Below are 18,345 nucleotides of genomic sequence, written 5' to 3' on the forward strand. Positions count from 1 at the left end.
ACGAAAAGGAGCAGCCCTGAGTGAAATTCATCACTCTAGGGCTGCTCCTTTCCTCGATTAACGGCATTATGTAATTGAATAAATAATTAAGGTAAACCGAGGCATTTAATGTGCAAACGGTAAGCTTGCCAAGATGCCATTATACAATTTTAAAACAACATAAATTATTAGTGATAATAGTATTGTCCACATAAATAGCTCAAATACTAGTAAGCCAATCGTTCCACCCATCGATATAAAATGACTCATTTTATAGATAAGGTAAATAAAGTAGATAAAAACGGTTAAGACAAAAATACCTACTAAAACGTAAATAAATTGAATAGCGAAGGCTGAACATATTGCACCGACTAATAATATGATGTATCCGCCTCGTGCTTGATGAACTGTCGCACCATCATTATCCTTTGAGAAAAATAACATTCCAAGCTCATGAATCGTTTCCCCTACTAATTTTAATGCTGAAAATAACATAAAAAAGATCCCAGCAAAGACAATTAGTAAAAAAACACGGAGCTCGAAATCGGATAAAAACTCCCGCATGCCAGAATATACTCCAATGGCATGAAAAACTTGCAACGATTCACTTACTGCATACATACCAAACGTCAAACTAAATAACAAAATTGTAATTAATGGTAGATAACCATAAATATAAGGGTTTTTCATAAAAATTTTTTCCTCTATTTTTTTTGATAACTTCCTATTTATAATATATCCAAAATTCTTCCACTATCGCAAGCTAAATCCTATGAGTGCATATGCATTCATACAAGAAGTGCGTTATAATTAACCTACTTACCTGCATAAAGGAGGATTTTTTTGTTACAAGTACTTTATATTTTCATTCCAATGCTTGCTGCAATTTTTGTGCCTTTTTTATATAAACGCATTAAAAATATTCACACAGGCTGGTTTGTTCTTGCAGTCCCTGCTACACTCGCGATTATTTACGCCTCTTATATCGCAAAAGTAGCAGATGGTAAAGTATTTCTTGAAGAGCTTCCTTGGATTCCATCGCTTGATATTTCCGTCGTTTCTTATTTAGATGGACTTAGCTTGCTATTCTCATTGTTAATTACTGGAATTGGCTCATTAGTCATACTTTACTCTATTTTTTACTTAGACAAACATAAAGAAAAATTACATAATTTTTATGTTTACTTATTACTATTTATGACCGCAATGCTAGGAGTAGTACAGTCAGATCATTTAATTACTCTGTACTTCTTTTGGGAGCTAACATCCATTTCATCATTTTTACTGATCGGCTACTGGTATTCTCGTGATGCCTCCCGTTTTGGTGCACTTAAGTCGATGATGATTACAGTCGGTGGTGGCTTAATGATGTTAGGAGGATTTATCCTTCTGTATTTAATGGGCGGAACATATTCAATCCGTGAACTTATTGTCATGGCACCTTCTTTAGTGCAGCATCCAATGTTCACTTGGTCACTCGTTTTAATACTTTTAGGGGCATTTACAAAATCTGCACAATTCCCATTCTATATTTGGTTACCAGATGCAATGGAAGCACCAACACCAGTTAGTGCATACCTTCACTCTGCAACAATGGTTAAAGCAGGTATTTATTTAGTTGCACGCTTTACACCAATTTTCGCTGTTTCTGAACTTTGGGTATGGCTCGTTACAGGCGTAGGTATCGTAACGCTATTCTGGGGTTCGTTCTTTGCTGTCAAGCAAACAGATTTAAAGGGAATCCTTGCGTTCTCTACAGTGAGTCAGCTTGGACTTATTATGTCATTGCTCGGCGCTAGCGCCTTAGCATTTCATGGTAATGGGGCAACAGATACGCTTAAATTTGCTGCCTTTGCGGCGATCTTCCACCTGATCAACCATGCAACGTTTAAAGGGAGCTTATTTATGATTGCAGGTATTGTCGATCATGAAACAGGTACACGTGATATTCGTAAGCTCGGTGGCTTAATGAGTATTATGCCGCTTAGCTTTACAGTCGCGGCAATCGGAAGCTTATCAATGGCCGGTCTACCGCCATTTAACGGCTTTTTAAGTAAGGAAATGTTTTTAACTGCAATGCTTGCACTGCAAAATTTTGAACTTTTCGGTTTTGATACTTGGGGAGCGCTCTTCCCAATTGTCGCTTGGATTGCAAGTATTTTCACATTCATCTATAGCTTCTATTTTGTTTTTAGAACATTTACTGGTAAATATACACCAGAAAAATTACCTCGTAAACCACACGAGGCACCGATTGGCATGCTAATTTCGCCGATGATTTTAGCAGCATTAGTCGTAACAATATTCTTTATTCCGAAACTAGTTGGGGATACTTTTGTAAAGCCAGCCGTACAAGCTATTCAGCCATTCTTATATGATTCACCAAAGGATATTGATATTCATGTGGCGGCTTGGCATGGTGAAATTACACCTGAATTACTCATGACATTTGGCATAGTAATCGTTGGATTTCTATTGTTTGTAGCATTACCGAAATGGCAGGGTATTTATCAAAAATTCCCACGTTCTTTAACATTAAATAATGCATATGACAAGATAATGCTTGGATTGGACGTTGGGTTAAATCGTGTATCTCGTCTTTATATGACAGGCTCTATGCGTCACTATCTACTATATATGTTCAGTAGTATTGCAGCGATTGTAATCGGTTCTTTATTTGTGAAGAATGCCTTTACAGTCTCCTTCCAAGATACCGCACCTATTCGTCCTTACGAAATCATTTTAGTGGTGGTGTTAGTCATTGGAACAGCCATTACAATTTTGGCCAAGTCACGTTTAACAGCCATTATTGGACTTGGCGCTGTAGGCTATACAGTAGCATTATTCTTCGTTATTTTTAATGCTCCTGATTTAGCATTAACACAGCTTGTCATTGAAACGATTTCTGTTGCGCTATTTTTACTAGCGTTTTATCATTTGCCGAAGCTTGGAAAACGAGAAGAGCGCATGAGATTCCAATTAAATCGCGCGATTGTTTCCATTGCTGTCGGAGTTATGGTTACGCTTTTAGCACTGTCTGCACATTCACAAAAATTGATTCCAACTATCTCGAAGTATTATGAGGAAACAGTTTATTCAAAAGCCGGTGGTGGAAACATTGTCAATGTAATATTAGTAGACTACCGTGGCTTTGATACATTATTTGAAATTACTGTGCTAAGTATTGCTGGAATGGCCATTTTAGCAATGATCAAGCTACGCATGAATAGAAAGGAGAAATCGCATGAAAACAAATGATGTCATTATACAATTTACAACAAAGATTGTATTCTTCATTATTTTCTTCTTCTCCATTCATATCTTCCTTGCTGGTCATTACACACCTGGAGGCGGCTTTGTCGGTGGACTTTTAACATCGAGTGCGATCGTACTCTTAGTCCTTGCCTTTGATTTAAATACGGTTCGTAAGGTTTTACCAATAAATTATACGTATTTAACTGCAATTGGCTTACTACTAGCTCTAGCAACAGCCGCTTTCCCAATGTTTGTAGGTAAACCGTTTTTCACACATTTCTTTGATAATTTCGATTTACCGCTTCTAGGCAAACAGTCATTACACACGGCTATGCTTTTTGATAGCGGTGTCTATTTGGTTGTTGTCGGCGTTACGATGACCATTATTCAAACGATTGGGGAGGATGAATAATGGAAATAATAATGGCGTTTGTCATAGGCTTTTTGTTTATGGCAGCGGTTTATTTAATCTTATCCAAAAGCTTATTGCGTATTATTATCGGGACAGGTCTTTTAAGTCATGGTGCTCATCTTCTCATTTTAACGATGGGCGGGCTTGGTGGAGAAGCACCACCTGTTTTAAAGGAAGGGGCTAAAACATTTGCAGACCCATTACCACAGGCGCTTATTTTAACAGCCATTGTTATTAGCTTTGGGGTAACGGCGTTCTTCCTTGTACTTGCTTACCGTTCTTACCAAGAGCTCGAGACAGATGATATAAGCTTAATGAGAGGAAGTGATGAGGATGAATAACTTCCTTCTACTGCCCATTATCATTCCGTTTTTCTTCGGCATGATTTTGATGTTTGGGCAAAAAAACTTAAAATACCAGCGTTCATTCGCATTACTAGGTATAGGGCTCGCTCTTATATCAGCCATTTCACTGCTTATTAAGGTGAAGAATGACGGTATACAAAAGGTGACATTCGGGGATTGGCCTGTGCCGTATGGTATTACGATGGTTTCAGATATGGTGTCAGCACTGCTTGTCACAACTACGCTACTTATTACCATCTTTGTTGTATGGTATGGCTTTGGTTCCATCACAAAGGAACGTGAACGCTTCTTCTATTATCCTGGGATCATGTTTATTTTAACTGGGGTGAACGGGGCATTTACGACAGGCGATATTTTCAACCTTTTCGTGTTCTTCGAGGTATTATTAATGGCCTCTTATCTACTTATTGTTCTCGGCGGTGAAAAAGGACAGCTTAAAGGTTCCATTAAATATATTTTAATTAATGTTATTTCATCTGCATTATTTGTTATTACGGTTGCCTTCCTTTACTCTGTAGTAGGCACATTAAACATGGCAGATATTGCAGTAAAAATTGCTGACATTAATCAGCCTGGTATTGTTACGGTTATAGCTGTACTATTTTTAATGGTATTTGGGTTAAAAGCGGCTATTTTCCCGCTCTACTTCTGGCTTCCAACTTCTTATGTGGCGGCACCAATACCAGTGCTAACGCTATTTGGTGCACTATTAACAAAGGTTGGCATTTATGCGATTACTCGAACATATACATTGTTCTTTGTTCATGATTTATCGTATACACATGATCTACTAATGGCATTAGCAGTTGCAACAATTATTGCGGGCTGTATTGGTGCTCTTGCCTATCATGATGTGAAGCTCATCATTATCTATAATATTGTCATTGCTGTAGGTGTTATTTTATTCGGCGTATCTCAAATGAATGAAATCGCCCTAAAAGGTGCCATGTTCTATTTAATTCATGACATGCTTATAAAAGCAGCGCTCTTTATGTTAATAGGTATAGTGATTTACATTACGGGCACATCCGATTTACGAAAAATGGGCGGTCTTATGAATAAATATCCTGCTCTCGGTTGGTGCTATTTAATTGCAGCATTTGGTTTAGCAGGGATTCCCCCACTTAGTGGCTTCGTTGGAAAGCTGTTGATTGTACAGGGAGGATTTGAAGCAGGCAGTAAATGGAGTAGTATTTTTATTTTAGCTTCATCACTTCTCGTTTTATTATCGGTTATTCGTATTTTCCTTTATGCCTTCTGGGGTGAAGAAAAAGAAACAACGGGTACTGTCGATAAAAAAGTCTACTATACACTATTTGTGCCTACAGTTCTTTTAGTGCTCATTACTGTAGCGTATGGTGTAGGCTCTGAATGGATTACTCCATTTATGGACGATGCGGCAAAACTATTAAGTGATCCATCTATTTATATAGATGCTGTAATGAAGGAGGATTAGAGATATGGCATTTCAAATTATTTTAAATGTTGTACTTGCCTTCGTTTGGATGTTCCTTTCTTCTAATTACACAGCAACAGGCTTTATCATTGGGTTTATTCTCGGTATTATATTGCTCATTATGATGCGTAGATTTTTTTCTACCCGTCTTTATGTCTACCGCATATGGGCAATCATTAAACTGACGTTACTCTTTTTAAAGGAGCTAGTGTTAGCGAATATACAAGTTCTTCAAGTGGTCTTAAAGCCTAAGCTGGATATGCAGCCTGCATTCTTTGCCTATCCGACTGTTTTAACAGAAGAATGGGAAATCACATTATTATCGAGTCTCATTACGTTGACACCTGGTACTGTAGTAGTGCACGTATCAGATGATGCAAAAACTTTGTATGTACATGCTATTGATATGAGTGATGTCGATGAAGCGATTACAGCAATTCGAGATTCATTTGAGAAAGCGATTTTGGAGGTGAGTAAATCATGACAACGTTTATTATTGCTTCGATTGTAGTGATTTGCTTATCGATGGTTGCAGTTATTTATCGAATGGTTAAAGGACCTTCTGCATCCGACCGTGTGGTAGCATTGGATTCATTGGGTGTATCAGTCATCTCACTAATTGCACTGTTTTCAGTATTGGTTGAAACAAGCTTCTTCCTAGAGATTATATTATTGTTAGCGATCTTATCGTTTATCGGTACTGTTGCTTTCTCTAAATTCATAGAGAAAGGAGATATTATTAAACGTGACAATTCTCGCTAATAGTTTAGTTATCTTTTTCATTTCTGTAGGGGTGCTATTTATTGTCGTGACAGCCATTGGTCTTGTCCGTTTACCTGATTTGTACACACGTGCCCACGCAGCTTCTAAAAGTGCAACGCTCGGTGTTATGTGCGTGCTCATTGGTGTATTCTTTCACTTCTGGCTTATTGAAGATCACTTTAATCCCCGCATTTTGCTTGGTATACTGTTCCTGTTCATCACAGGTCCTGTTGGAGGGCATATTATGACTCGCTCCTCATACATTGCTGGCGTAAAGCCTTGGAAAGGCACAATACACGACGAGCTTGGTCCTGAAATTGATCGGATGAAAAAGGAACAAGGCATTAAATAACTTTGATACGAAAACAAAAATAATCTGCTCGATTTTAGTTAATAAATCGAGCAGATTTTTTATGTTTCTACTTAAATATACCCTTTGGAAAATAAAATACTCGTTAGCTGTTCAACACATTCGTCTATTGAGTAATTTTCTGTATCTAAAATAATTTCTGGACGTTCTGGTTCCTCATATGGCGCACTAATACCCGTAAAGTTTGGAATTTCCGCGTTACGTGCTTTTTTATAAAGACCTTTTGGATCACGCTTTTCACACGTTTCAACAGAACACTTCACATAGACCTCTATAAATTCCCCTGCTTCCACAAGCTCACGGACAACTTGACGATCTTCTCGGTAAGGTGAAATAAAAGCAGTTAGAACAATTTGCCCATTTTCCACAAAAAGCTTAGATACCTCTCCAATACGTCGTATATTTTCCTTTCGACCAGCTTCATCAAATCCTAAATCCTTATTTAAGCCGTGGCGAACATTATCACCATCTAAGACAAATACTTGATTGCCACGTTCAAAGAGTCGGCGTGCAAATGCATTCGCCACAGAAGATTTTCCAGATGCTGATAAACCGGTGAACCATAAAATAAAGCTTTGATGCTTGTTTTGTGTACGACGCTCCTCTTTCGTAATAGACACTTCGTGCCAAACGATGTTTGAACTCACTTTATTACCTCCTGACGCATTCCTTTAATTAATACATCCACAACCTCTTTACGACTAAATGTACTTGGAGGCACTTCGCCATTACGCAACATCTCACGAACCTTAGTACCCGATAAAATGACATGCGCCGAGCTTTCATGTGGACAAGTTTTCGTCGTTGCCATGCCCTCACATTTGTTGCAATAGAAGCTATGCTCAAATTTTAATGGAATAATTCCTAATTCATCTTCCGAAAATTGTTCAAAGATTTTTTGTGCATCGTATGTACCATAGTAATCACCAACACCTGCATGATCACGCCCAACGATAAAGTGCGTACAGCCATAATTTTTTCGTACAAGTGCATGGAAAATAGCTTCCTTTGGTCCTGCATAACGCATTGCAGCTGGAAACACCCCTAATTGCACACGATTTTCAGGATAATAATTTTTTAGTAAAACTTCGTAACTTTCCATGCGAATTGCAGCTGGAACATCGTCTGATTTCGTTTCTCCAACTAGTGGATTTAAAAATAACCCATCAATTGTTTCAAGTGCTACCTTTTGAATGTATTCATGCGCTCGGTGCACAGGATTTCGTGTTTGGAAGCCAACAATTGTTTTCCAGCCCTTTTCTGCAAAAAGCTGGCGTGTTTCAAACGGATCAAATGAATAGGCTGGGAACTTTTGCTCTAGACGTTTTACTAATGTAATTTTTCCGCCCACATAAATACTTGGACGTTCATGCAACTTTTTAACACCAGGATGCTGTAAATCCTCCGTGCCGTATATTAACAATGCCTCTTTCCGTTTATTTGGCTCATAAATATCAGCAATTTCAATAACGCCATAAACAGCATCACCATATACTAATTTTGCCTCATCACCCTGCTGCAATGTTGCAGCTACATCCTTTGCTATAGGCAATGTAATCGGAATACTCCATACCACGCCTGACGCTAAACGTGTATGTTCAACAACTGACTCATAATCTTCCTGCGTTAAAAAACCTTCAATTGGACTGTAACCACCGATAGCAATTAACTCTAAATCACTAAGTGCAATGGCATCAAGCTCAATAACTTTATTTATATGCGTTATATCCTTCTCTGGATTAAAGGCTTGCACTAATAGTCCACCATGTGGTTGTAAACTCATCAAAATCTCCTCCTAATTTTATTGAAATACTTAGTTTTATATTTAAGTTTATTTGCATATTGATTGGATAGACTGGGTTCAAAATGTGATCGGCTTTCCCTCAAAAGTAATTCGGGTATTTAAATTCCTTCACCCGCATCGTATATTGAGCGCTCTTCTTCACGCATTGTTCGCATTAAGCTAATGACACCAAGCGTTCCAACAATAATACTGCCAATTAATACGATGGTATAGAAATCTTTTTCTAAGAATAGCTGTACTAAAAAATAAGAAATGGCTAAAGAAAAGATTGGCGAAACAATCCAAATACGGATTATTTTTTTCACAATGTACTTATGGAAAATTTGTTTCCCGTTTTTGGCCAACCCCATTCCGATAATCGAAGAGGATGTTACTTGTGTTAATGGCACGGGAAGCCCAAAGATAGAGCTTATACCGACTAGTAGTGCACCTGTACTCGATATTAGTATCCCTTCTGCCTTCTCAAAGCGCATAATTTTTTTACCGTTTGTTTCAAGCACTCGTTTGCCAAGGAGCATCGCACCAAGCGCTACAAATATCCCGCCAAGCGATATTCCAGTTGTTACACTTATCATTCCTGCGCCAACCAGAGGTCCAACTGCATTTGCTACGTTATTCATCCCTGCTGAAAACGCTTCGAAAAATCCAGCAAACACAAGGAGGATCGTTAATATTAAATGATCTTTTAACAAGCCCTTGACTCGTAATTTATACAGCCACTTCCCAAAGACAAATGCAATGATAAACGCTACGATTGGCACTATTATCCAAAATGATATGATAACAAGTAATGACTTAATATATAGCACTTTATAGGCAATCCCTACACCTACAACTGCGCCTACTGTCACTTCACTCGTCGATAATGGGATGCCTAAAAGATTGGCGAGAAATAGTGAGCTTGTCGCAGAAATCAAAATAATAATGACAACCTTTACTGTAATGTACTCCTGTGGCATTATGCCGGAGCTGATTGTTTTTACTACCTCTCCACCTCCAAGAACTGCCCCAGAAAAAACACCCACTGAGCAAATGAGCAATGCTTGCCAAGCTTTTTTGATGGCACCTGCTCCGTAAGCAACTCCCATTGAGGCTGCCGCTCCACTAGCACCTATATTCATCGCAAAAAATAAACTAATCGCTATTGCTACATTTTCAAGCATGGCAAAACTCCTTTATTCATGTAATCCACACTCAGTTTTACCAGACCCTTGCCATCTGCCTGAACGCAAATCATCCATTGTAAATGCCGGTTTTGTACAGTGCTCGCAGCCGACGCTTGGATAGCCTCTGTCATGCAATGGATTGTACGGTAAACTATGCTTTGAGACATAACGCCAGACATCTTTCCATGTCCAATGAATGAGTGGACAAATCTTAATGGACTGAAATTTATCGTCATGATTGATAAAGTTCGTATTTTGCCGGGTTGGTGATTGTTCACGACGTAAGCCTGATATCCAAGCCTTTGCGCCCGCCAACGCTTCATGTAACGGCGCAATCTTGCGAATTTCGCAGCATTTATTTGGATTGGAATTCCATAATTCATCGCCATATTGAGCTGCCTGTTGTTCGAGTGTAAGTGCTGGTTTTTGCATAATAATGTTCAGCTGCGGATATTTTTCTTTTACTTTATCAATCGTTTCATATGTTTCCTTAAAATGAACATCTGTATCTAAAAAGATAATCGTAGCATTAGGCTTCACCTTTGAAATAAGGTCAATCAAGACAATTCCCTCAATCCCAAAGCTACATGCATAGACGATTTCCTCACCATATTCAGCATAACTCCACTGTAAAACCTCCAGTGCAGCCTTATAGGTTTCGTCTACCTGAAAATTCAATGTTGGCTCATGCCAAGTTGCATATGTTAGCATATAATCCCCCTTGTAAACGAAAAGAGGCGTTCTAACAAAAGACATAGTGTAAACATGTCTTTGTTAAAACGCCTCTAGTTTGACTAGCCAGCTTATTATTTAATGGATTGTTCACTACCTCGTTCTACAATCATTTTTCTTATTACCAAATATATACTAAAGTACACCTAGTAGTCAACTAGGTTTTCAGGAATTTGTTGAATAAAATATTGATCAGAAGATTTAGGATTTTTCCATAATCAATTAAGCCTCGGCATAATTGCGTTCGGTGGTATTAGGTCAACAACTGTTTTTTATGCGAAAGCGCAGTGTTGCTGTCGCTTCGCTTTCGCACAGATAAAACCGTGTTGCTGTCACTTCGCTTTCGGTCAAAAGACAATTGCTGAAAGAAGTTAAAAGACCATATAAGCAGACAAGTTTGCTACATGACTACTATTTTATTTATGATGAAAATCTCGTCCGTCGTACACAGCTGTTACATAATCGGCACGAATAACAAAATCTCCAAAATGCTCTCCCTCTAGACGTTCCTTTGCATAGTGCAGAATGATTGTACGAAGGTCCGCCAATATCTCCTCCTCACCTATATTTTCACGATATATTTTATTGAGACGATCACCAGTAAAGCTTGCTCCTAAATACATATTATATTTCCCAGGACCTTTACCGATAAAGCCAATCTCAGCCATTGCTGCGCGTGAGCAACCATTCGGACAGCCTGACATGCGAATAACGATTTCTGTATCGTTTAAGCCTGCTTCATCGATGATTGTTTCAATTTTTGTAATAAGAGAAGGCAGGTAACGCTCGGCTTCTGCCATGGCTAAACCGCATGTTGGTAATGATACGCAAGCAATCGAATTTCGGCGCAATGCAGAATAGTGCGCTCCATCTGTAAGGTTATATTGCTCAATAATAGCAGCAATTTTTTTCTTCTTTTGCGGCGTTACATTACTAATCATTAAATTTTGGTTTGGCGTTAAGCGGAAATCACCTGTATGCACCTTCGCAATTTCACGTAATCCTGTTAAAAGCTCATAATTTTCAAAGTCCTTAATACGACCATTTTGAATAAATAATGTATAATGCCATTGACCTTCTGCACCTTTAATCCAGCCAAACTCATCACCCGTGCGATTAAAAGTAAATGGACGAGCCTCTTGAATATCCCAACCTAGACGACGTGTTAGTTCTTCGTTAAACCACTCAAGTCCTCTTGCATCAATTGTATATTTAAAACGTGCATTTTTACGAACCGAACGATTCCCATAATCGCGCTGAATCGTCATAATCTTCTCCGCTGTTTCCAGTAGTTTATCAGGTGTGATAAAGCCAATTATACGAGCAAGCTGTGGGTATGTTTCATGATCGCCATGTGTCATGCCCATTCCTCCACCAACAGCTACGTTAAAGCCTACTAGCTTATCCTCCTCAACAATTGCTATTAACCCTATATCTTGTGAGAATACGTCCACATCATTACTTGGTGGAACCGCAATACCAATTTTAAATTTACGCGGTAAATATTGCGCACCGTATATAGGTTCAACTTCTTCATCCTGACTATCAACTACCTTTTCACCATCTAGCCATAGTTCATGGTAAGCTCGTGTTCTAGGTAGTAAATGCTCACTTAATTTGGCAGACCAATTATAGATTTCCTCATGTAATGCGGATTGGTTTGGATTCACATTACACATCACATTACGATTGACATCTCCGCAGGCTGCAAGAGAATCTAATAACACCTCATTAATGTCCTGCATATATTTTTTAACATTCCATTTTAAAATGCCATGCACTTGGAATGCCTGACGTGTCGTTAATTTTAAGGAGCCGTTACCATACTTTCTCGCCATTTCATCCATTACAAGCCATTGTGCCGGAGTAGCTGCTCCGCCCGGTGTACGAACACGCACCATAAATTGATAGGCAGGCTCAAGCTTTTGACGCTGGCGTTCATTACGAAGATCGCGGTCGTCTTGTAAATAACTACCATGGAACTTCATTAGACGATTATCATCCTCTGGAATACCTGAGCTTAATGGATTGTTCATCGTACGTTCTAATGTTCCGCGTAGATAATTACTATCGGTTTTAATACGTTCTACATCACTAGGCTTCCCTGGTTGTGGAGGTAGAATAATCTTTCCTGTCATTTGTTATCGCTCCTTTAATCAATTATGCCTCGGCGGAATTGCCGCTGTCGCTTCGCTTTCGCGCAGAAAACACATTTTGTAGCTGTCGCTTTGCTTTCGCTACATAAAACATTTGTAGCTGCCGCTTTGCTTTCGCTACAGAAAACATTTGTAGCTGCCGCTTTGCTTTCGCTACAGAAAACACTTGCCGAAAGAAGTTAATAAACGTCACGTTGATAGCGTTTCTGCTGTTTTAGCTCATTGACAAAGGCTTTAGCTTCCTCTGGCGTTTTTTGTCCCTGTTGTTCAATAACGCGATGGATTGTTGCATCAACATCAGCCGCCATCAATTTTTTATCGCCACAGACGTAAATAACAGCTCCTTGCTCTAGCCATTCATAAAAAGCAACAGCATTTTCCTCAATTTTATGTTGAACATATATTTTTCTATCTGTATCACGTGAGAAAGCTACATGCATTTGACTGAGTGTGCCTGAAGCAAGCCAACGCTGCCAATCCGTTTGATAAAGGAAGTCTGTGACAAAATGTTGATCACCCAAAATTAGCCACGCTTTTCCTTCGACGCCTAATTCCTCACGCTCCTCCAAAAATGCACGATACGGGGCTACACCTGTGCCAGCACCAATCATAATAATCGGTGTGTCCTCATGCTCTGGTAATCTAAAGTTCGGATTTTTATGAACATATACCGGTAATGTGTCACCAATTTGAATACGCTCTGCTACGCTACCAGAGCAAACGCCAAGACGTTGACGTCCATTCGTCTCATAGTTTACTTTCCCAATTGTTAAATGTACCTCTTCACTATTTGCCTTTTGACTACTAGCAATGGAATATAGACGTGCTGGAATTTTACGTAGTAAATCTACAAATTGCTGTGCATCCCATATAAATGGTGCGAAGTCTTCCACAACGTCAAGTAAATCTCTTCCTTTTGCATAGTCCTTCCAAGATTCCGAGTCTGCAAGTAGCTTGGTAAATTCCTGATGGCCCGTATAGGCACCAATTTTTTGTAACAATGGCTTAGACAACACTGTAATTTCTAGTTTTTTTTGCAATACATCCTTTAATGGCAGTGTTTCCTCAAAGACGCTTACCTCAATTTGTGGATCAAACTGTAACGCTGTGATTAAAGCATCGACTAGCTTTTCATCATTTTCCGGTTGAATACCGATACTATCTCCTGGTTCGAAATGGAAACTTGCACCTTCGATGGATAATTCAATATGACGTGTTTCTTTATTTGATCCTCTGCCGTTTAAATTAATGTTTTCAAGTACTTCAGCATAAAACGGATTTTTACGAGAATATGTAGTGTCTCCTTGTGCTGTTTTATTTTGTGTAGTCGTTATATCAGCTACATCCGTCTGTCGCAGCAACTCCTGCTGAACAGCTGAGAACCAATGGGTTGCCTCGACATCATAATCTACATCACAATCTGTGCGCGGTACGATTCGAGTTGCTCCTAACTTTGCAAACTGTTCATCAAAATCCTTTCCTGTTTTACAGAAAAATTCATAGGAGCTATCACCTAAGGCTAGCACTGAATAATGAAGCTGCTCTAACTTAGGAGCACGTTTGCTATGCAAAAATTCGTAGAACTGTATCGCTTGATCAGGTGGATCCCCTTCCCCATGTGTGCTAACAATGAGTAAAAGATTTGTTACCTTTTTTAAATTATTTGGTTTAAATGTTGCTAACGACGAAATTGTTACATCCATATCATTATCTTTCAAGGCTGAGGCATATTTTTCAGCTAACCCCTGGCTATTGCCAGTTTGTGAACCATATAAAATCGTTACTGTTTTGGTGATTGTTTTTACTATCGGCGTTATTTCTTCGACAACAGGATCAATAGTTACTAGTGGTGCACTTAAAAAGCCGTTTAACCAAATTCTCTGTTCTCCTGTTAGTTTAGGGAGCAGCTCATTTAACAGCTTTACCTGCTCCTCATTAAATGGACTGTTTACTACTTGCAGTTTCAACCTTGCCACCTCACGTATTCGTATCATTTTCTTCTCTTGATAATTTGTCTGACAAAACGATTGCTGAAAAAAGATCAATTATGCCGGGACACCCGCTGAAAGAAGTTAAAATTATCGAAGTCGTATTTTTTCCTTCTTTTCTATTTGGACCACATAGGAATTTTGCACAATCAATGTAATCGATCCGTGGTTCACAGTATTTAAAATTTGACGGACATTATCTAATGCTAGATTTACATTTTCTGTCCTTTTATCTACCATTACAAAACACCTTCCTTAGTAAAATTTATTAATTGATAAATACGTTCCACTAAAACTTCCCTTACATTGTCGTCATAGCCTAAACTTTCACATAAAATAACGTTCTGATTCTCATAATCTTGTAATCGCCTTGTTATGCTTTGGCGCAAAATCCCAGTAAACAACAAATACGGCACTATAAATACTTGATTGTCCCTATTCTTCTCTTGTTGTAACCAATCTTCAAACGTAGGACCCATGCCATATAGAAAGCACGTGTCTACAGCTTCATAAGCGTATTTATCACGTAATCTTTTTGCAATTTTGGTTAAATCACTCTTTACTGCAGGATCACTACTCCCACGACCTATAAGTAAAACACTTGCATCGTTAGACGGGCACCTTGCTTCTAAAATTCTAGTCTGTAATGTATCAATTAATAATTCATGGACACCAAGTGGTTCACCGTATGTAAATCGCACTTGTGGATGCTGTTCTTTTGCTTTATCAATCTCACTTGGAATATCGTGCTTTGCATGCTGAGCGGCAAGCAATAAAATAGGCACGATCGCTATAGCTGTAGCCCCTTGGTTAATACAGCTTGCTATACCTTCAGCAATTGTCGGAGTCGCGAGTTCTAAAAAACTAATTTCTTGAATCGGTATTTCAATCTCTTGTTGTACGCTCTTTAGAAAGGTAACGGCTTGCTCCACTCCCGCCTTTACTCTACTTCCATGAGCGATATATAAAATGGCTTGCATGAACCCACATCCTTACACAGAAACTTCTGCTAACTGTGGCTGCGGAATGTTTTGCTCAAACCATTGAATTGATTCCCTCAAAGTAACAACTTTTCCTACTACAATTATGCTTGGATTTTGAATATTTTCTCGCTGGACTAGCTCTTCAATATTAGCTAAAGTTCCCGTGACTGTTTTTTGTTGAGAAAATGTACCCCAATGGATGAGTGCTATCGGTGTTTCTTTATCTCGCCCATACTTGAGCAGCTGCTCACGGATATAGGGAAGATTACCGACCCCCATATAAATAGCAATCGTATCCACCCCTTTTGCAAGACTTTCCCATTGGATTCCATCATCCTTGCCCTCTCTCATATGCCCAGTGACCATTGCAAAACTTGAGCCTAGATCACGATGTGTAACAGGAATCCCCGCATATGCCGGTGCTGCTATCCCTGAAGTGATGCCAGGCACTATTTCAAATGGAATATTATGCTGTGCTAGCACCTCTGCTTCCTCAGCTCCCCTTCCAAAAACGAATGGATCTCCTCCCTTTAATCTCGTCACAATCAATCCTTGCTGTGCATAGCTGACAAGTGCTTGATTAATTTGCTCTTGAATCATGGCGTGCTGCTGAGGTAGCTTACCGCAAAAGATGAGCTTAGCCTCTCGTTTAGCATAGGATAGTAGAGTCTTATTAATGAGTCTGTCATACAGGATGACATCAGCACATTCGATACACCGTAATCCTTTTACTGTGATAAGATCAACATCGCCAGGTCCAGCACCCACTATAAAAACTTTCCCCATTTGATTTCACTCCCTTTCGTCTTTTCTTAGAGATAAAAAAAGACTCAAATTATCCATAGGCAGAGCAATGCCTGTGAATAATAAGAGCCTCTAGTTTGCTAGTCAGCTACGTATTTAATTCTTAGTAATACAATAAGAACAATAAACATTTTAGTATATTCTGTCAACACTTTATTTAATGCCTAGACTATGATATTTATTTAATTTAACCTTTTAAAGAAAAAACCAGGTGTCGCTTGCTGACATCTGGTTTTTTTTGAGATCTATTTTATTTGAATTAATATCTACGATGCCCTCCAAACGGTGGACCTGGTCGGAAAAATGGTGGACCTGGTCGGTAAAACGGTGGAAATGGGCGATAGAACGGCGGATAAAATGGAGATGGGCCAAACTGTGATCCAAGAAAACTCCCTAAAAATCCTCCCAAAAACGGCCCTCCAATTGGCCAAAAGCCACCTCCTGGATAACCTCCAAAGAATGTCATAAGCTTCCTCCCTTTTTTACTCTATCGTATGTAGGGGGATGCATATATCACACGTCTATTGCCTATTCTATTTTTCTTCTCCCAAACGTTGCACAAAGTTTGCAAGTGTACGTACCATTACACCTGTACCACCTTTTGGACCTAAGTCATGTACAGCCATCGCATCTGACGTCCCTGCAATATCTAAGTGAATCCATGGTGTATCACCAACAAACTCACCAACAAAGCCGCCTCCAAAAATCATGTGTCCATCACGACCAGGAGAATTATTTAAATCAGCGACGTCTGATTTACGAATTCGTTTTTTATCATTTTCTGTTAAAGGCATGCGCCATACAAATTCATCCGTCTCCTGTGCAGCTTCCATGAAAGCAGCAAAGAATTCATCATCATTCGAAAGTGCACCTGTTTTATCCATACCAAGTGCTGTAATCACTCCACCTGTTAACGTTGCAACATCGATCAGGGAAGTAGCCCCTTGTTGTTTAGCATATGTAGTCGCGTCTGCTAATACTAAGCGTCCTTCCGCATCGGTATTTAAAACTTCTACCGTCTTGCCACTATATGTCGTAATGACATCATCTGGCTTAAATGCTGTGCCAGATACCATATTATCGGTAGAGCCAATAACGGCTACAACATTTTTGTTAGGACGTAATTCACCAATAATTTTCATGGTGCCTAGTACTCCTGCCGCACCGCCCATATCGCCCTTCATGCCTACCATTGAATCTTTTGGCTTTAAGGAATAGCCACCTGTATCATACGTAACCCCTTTGCCAACAAGGCCAATTGGATTGTCAAAATCTTCAGTCGCTTTATATTTTAAAGTTATTAAACGAGGTTCTTCATCGGAGCCTTGGTTGACACATAAAATACCGCCCATTCCAAGCTCCTCTAATTGTGCTTTACCTAAAATTTCCAGTTCAAAATCGTACTCGACTGCAAGGGACTCTGCGTAATTGGCTAAGTCTGTCGCTGTCAGTAAGTTTGGTGGTAAATTAATTAAGCTACGTGCTTCATTTACTGCATCTGCATAAATAGCGCCAACCTCAAAGCTTGCCACCACTTCATCTAAATCATTAGCAGTAGTTACAAGATGAACCGCATCAATACGTTTATCTACTTCATTTGATGTTGTTTTGTAATGAGGAATTGAATAATAACCAAGACCAGTTCCTTCACCAGCTAAAAATGCAACATCTGTTAAAGTAATCGACTCTGTCGTAAACGACTCTAGCCAAATTGAATATTCTTTAATCTTTAAGGCTCTTAGTTCCTTGCCTAGCAACCCAAATACTGCACGAACATCGCCTTCTGTTAGGTCCTTACGATCATCTAAACCAACAAATAAAATGCGTTTAAGATTTGCGTGGCCCTTCAAGAATGGCAATTTCGTTATTTTTTTTAACGCAGTAGATACATCCCCTGCACCAATCCACGCATCAATGGATTCTCCATAAAATGATGAAAAGCTTGCCCATTCCTGCATTTGTTCACGATGTTTAGGGACTCCTACTACTAACACTTCAGTAGAAATCGTTTCAAATGTTTTTGCTTCTTTTACAATATGCATGTACATTCCTCCATTCAGTATTCTATTATACCTAAGTTTCAGAAAACGCGTAATATTTGGCTTTTAGAAAA

Annotated in this window: 19 protein-coding genes; 7 read left to right on the plus strand and 12 right to left on the minus strand. The window is 39.0% G+C overall.

What is annotated here, in order from left to right:
- Positions 1-105: 105 nt before the first annotated feature.
- Positions 106-669, minus strand: coding sequence for a DUF5366 family protein (locus tag ACFXN8_RS15325; protein WP_386846249.1), 564 nt, complete (start codon positions 667-669; stop codon positions 106-108).
- A 153-nt stretch (positions 670-822) separates the two neighbouring features.
- On the opposite strand from ACFXN8_RS15325, the gene ACFXN8_RS15330 reads away from it, so the two are divergent.
- From ACFXN8_RS15330 to mnhG, 7 genes are read left to right on the plus strand one after another with little or no spacing between them, the layout of a single operon-like run.
- On the plus strand, positions 823-3,237 hold the full coding sequence (locus ACFXN8_RS15330; protein WP_386846251.1) for a Na+/H+ antiporter subunit A: 2,415 nt from the start codon (positions 823-825) through the stop codon (positions 3,235-3,237).
- On the plus strand, positions 3,224-3,646 hold the full coding sequence (locus ACFXN8_RS15335; protein ID WP_376074882.1) for a Na(+)/H(+) antiporter subunit B: 423 nt from the start codon (positions 3,224-3,226) through the stop codon (positions 3,644-3,646). The genes ACFXN8_RS15330 and ACFXN8_RS15335 overlap by 14 nt, the downstream gene beginning before the upstream one ends.
- Positions 3,646-3,987: a Na(+)/H(+) antiporter subunit C gene (locus ACFXN8_RS15340; protein ID WP_053593262.1), complete on the plus strand. Its 342-nt coding sequence runs from the start codon at positions 3,646-3,648 to the stop codon at positions 3,985-3,987. Before ACFXN8_RS15335 ends, ACFXN8_RS15340 begins: the two co-directional genes overlap by 1 nt.
- Positions 3,980-5,467, plus strand: a complete 1,488-nt coding sequence (locus ACFXN8_RS15345) for a Na+/H+ antiporter subunit D (protein WP_376074883.1) — start codon at positions 3,980-3,982, stop codon at positions 5,465-5,467. The genes ACFXN8_RS15340 and ACFXN8_RS15345 overlap by 8 nt, the downstream gene beginning before the upstream one ends.
- 4 nt (positions 5,468-5,471) lie before the next feature.
- Positions 5,472-5,951, plus strand: coding sequence for a Na+/H+ antiporter subunit E (locus ACFXN8_RS15350; RefSeq protein ID WP_386846254.1), 480 nt, complete (start codon positions 5,472-5,474; stop codon positions 5,949-5,951).
- Entirely contained in the window at positions 5,948-6,229 is a 282-nt protein-coding gene (locus ACFXN8_RS15355; RefSeq protein WP_376074885.1) for a Na(+)/H(+) antiporter subunit F1, read from the plus strand. Before ACFXN8_RS15350 ends, ACFXN8_RS15355 begins: the two co-directional genes overlap by 4 nt.
- Entirely contained in the window at positions 6,213-6,581 is a 369-nt protein-coding gene (mnhG, locus tag ACFXN8_RS15360) for a monovalent cation/H(+) antiporter subunit G (RefSeq protein WP_132361712.1), read from the plus strand. The genes ACFXN8_RS15355 and mnhG overlap by 17 nt, the downstream gene beginning before the upstream one ends.
- A gap of 71 nt (positions 6,582-6,652) precedes the next feature.
- On the opposite strand, the gene cysC is transcribed toward mnhG, so the two are convergent.
- The 11 genes from cysC to ACFXN8_RS15415 form a co-directional block, all read right to left on the minus strand.
- The gene (gene cysC, locus ACFXN8_RS15365) at positions 6,653-7,246 is read right to left on the minus strand and encodes an adenylyl-sulfate kinase (protein ID WP_386846257.1); all 594 of its coding nucleotides are present in this window, start codon (positions 7,244-7,246) and stop codon (positions 6,653-6,655) included.
- Positions 7,243-8,382 (minus strand): sulfate adenylyltransferase, encoded by a 1,140-nt coding sequence (gene sat, locus ACFXN8_RS15370; RefSeq protein WP_386846259.1) that lies wholly within the window; start codon positions 8,380-8,382, stop codon positions 7,243-7,245. Before sat ends, cysC begins: the two co-directional genes overlap by 4 nt.
- Positions 8,383-8,501: 119 nt before the next feature.
- Positions 8,502-9,566 (minus strand): sulfate permease, encoded by a 1,065-nt coding sequence (locus tag ACFXN8_RS15375; protein WP_376074888.1) that lies wholly within the window; start codon positions 9,564-9,566, stop codon positions 8,502-8,504.
- Between the two features lie 12 nt (positions 9,567-9,578).
- On the minus strand, positions 9,579-10,280 hold the full coding sequence (locus ACFXN8_RS15380; protein ID WP_386846261.1) for a phosphoadenylyl-sulfate reductase: 702 nt from the start codon (positions 10,278-10,280) through the stop codon (positions 9,579-9,581).
- Positions 10,281-10,717: 437 nt separating this feature from the next.
- Positions 10,718-12,439 (minus strand): assimilatory sulfite reductase (NADPH) hemoprotein subunit, encoded by a 1,722-nt coding sequence (gene cysI, locus ACFXN8_RS15385; protein ID WP_386846263.1) that lies wholly within the window; start codon positions 12,437-12,439, stop codon positions 10,718-10,720.
- A gap of 197 nt (positions 12,440-12,636) precedes the next feature.
- The gene (locus ACFXN8_RS15390) at positions 12,637-14,424 is read right to left on the minus strand and encodes an assimilatory sulfite reductase (NADPH) flavoprotein subunit (RefSeq protein ID WP_386846265.1); all 1,788 of its coding nucleotides are present in this window, start codon (positions 14,422-14,424) and stop codon (positions 12,637-12,639) included.
- A 111-nt stretch (positions 14,425-14,535) separates the two neighbouring features.
- A complete protein-coding gene (locus tag ACFXN8_RS15395) occupies positions 14,536-14,685 on the minus strand; it encodes a YezD family protein (protein WP_079561519.1) in 150 nt (49 codons plus the stop codon).
- Positions 14,685-15,425: a sirohydrochlorin chelatase gene (locus ACFXN8_RS15400; RefSeq protein ID WP_386846268.1), complete on the minus strand. Its 741-nt coding sequence runs from the start codon at positions 15,423-15,425 to the stop codon at positions 14,685-14,687. The genes ACFXN8_RS15395 and ACFXN8_RS15400 overlap by 1 nt, the downstream gene beginning before the upstream one ends.
- Positions 15,426-15,437: 12 nt before the next feature.
- Entirely contained in the window at positions 15,438-16,214 is a 777-nt protein-coding gene (gene cobA / locus ACFXN8_RS15405; RefSeq protein WP_386846270.1) for a uroporphyrinogen-III C-methyltransferase, read from the minus strand.
- Positions 16,215-16,491: 277 nt separating this feature from the next.
- Positions 16,492-16,698 carry a uroporphyrin-III methyltransferase gene (locus ACFXN8_RS15410; RefSeq protein ID WP_197144264.1) on the minus strand — a complete coding sequence of 69 codons (207 nt, stop codon included), beginning with the start codon at positions 16,696-16,698 and terminating at the stop codon, positions 16,492-16,494.
- Positions 16,699-16,765: 67 nt separating this feature from the next.
- Positions 16,766-18,274 (minus strand): leucyl aminopeptidase, encoded by a 1,509-nt coding sequence (locus tag ACFXN8_RS15415; protein WP_386846272.1) that lies wholly within the window; start codon positions 18,272-18,274, stop codon positions 16,766-16,768.
- Positions 18,275-18,345 lie beyond the last annotated feature (71 nt).

Source organism: Lysinibacillus sp. NPDC059133, from assembly GCF_042755925.1.
GTDB lineage: Bacteria > Bacillota > Bacilli > Bacillales_A > Planococcaceae > Lysinibacillus.

Excerpts from the sequence above, each read along its gene's own strand:
- ACFXN8_RS15325 (WP_386846249.1), bottom strand. The coding sequence starts at position 669 with ATGAAAAACCCTTATATTTATGGTTATCTACCATTAATTACAATTTTG.
- ACFXN8_RS15335 (WP_376074882.1), top strand. The coding sequence starts at position 3,224 with ATGAAAACAAATGATGTCATTATACAATTTACAACAAAGATTGTATTC.
- ACFXN8_RS15340 (WP_053593262.1), top strand. The coding sequence starts at position 3,646 with ATGGAAATAATAATGGCGTTTGTCATAGGCTTTTTGTTTATGGCAGCG.
- ACFXN8_RS15345 (WP_376074883.1), top strand. The coding sequence starts at position 3,980 with ATGAATAACTTCCTTCTACTGCCCATTATCATTCCGTTTTTCTTCGGC.
- ACFXN8_RS15350 (WP_386846254.1), top strand. The coding sequence starts at position 5,472 with ATGGCATTTCAAATTATTTTAAATGTTGTACTTGCCTTCGTTTGGATG.
- ACFXN8_RS15355 (WP_376074885.1), top strand. The coding sequence starts at position 5,948 with ATGACAACGTTTATTATTGCTTCGATTGTAGTGATTTGCTTATCGATG.
- sat (WP_386846259.1), bottom strand. The coding sequence starts at position 8,382 with ATGAGTTTACAACCACATGGTGGACTATTAGTGCAAGCCTTTAATCCA.
- ACFXN8_RS15375 (WP_376074888.1), bottom strand. The coding sequence starts at position 9,566 with ATGCTTGAAAATGTAGCAATAGCGATTAGTTTATTTTTTGCGATGAAT.
- ACFXN8_RS15380 (WP_386846261.1), bottom strand. The coding sequence starts at position 10,280 with ATGCTAACATATGCAACTTGGCATGAGCCAACATTGAATTTTCAGGTA.
- cysI (WP_386846263.1), bottom strand. The coding sequence starts at position 12,439 with ATGACAGGAAAGATTATTCTACCTCCACAACCAGGGAAGCCTAGTGAT.
- ACFXN8_RS15395 (WP_079561519.1), bottom strand. The coding sequence starts at position 14,685 with ATGGTAGATAAAAGGACAGAAAATGTAAATCTAGCATTAGATAATGTC.
- ACFXN8_RS15400 (WP_386846268.1), bottom strand. The coding sequence starts at position 15,425 with ATGCAAGCCATTTTATATATCGCTCATGGAAGTAGAGTAAAGGCGGGA.
- cobA (WP_386846270.1), bottom strand. The coding sequence starts at position 16,214 with ATGGGGAAAGTTTTTATAGTGGGTGCTGGACCTGGCGATGTTGATCTT.
- ACFXN8_RS15410 (WP_197144264.1), bottom strand. The coding sequence starts at position 16,698 with ATGACATTCTTTGGAGGTTATCCAGGAGGTGGCTTTTGGCCAATTGGA.
- ACFXN8_RS15415 (WP_386846272.1), bottom strand. The coding sequence starts at position 18,274 with ATGCATATTGTAAAAGAAGCAAAAACATTTGAAACGATTTCTACTGAA.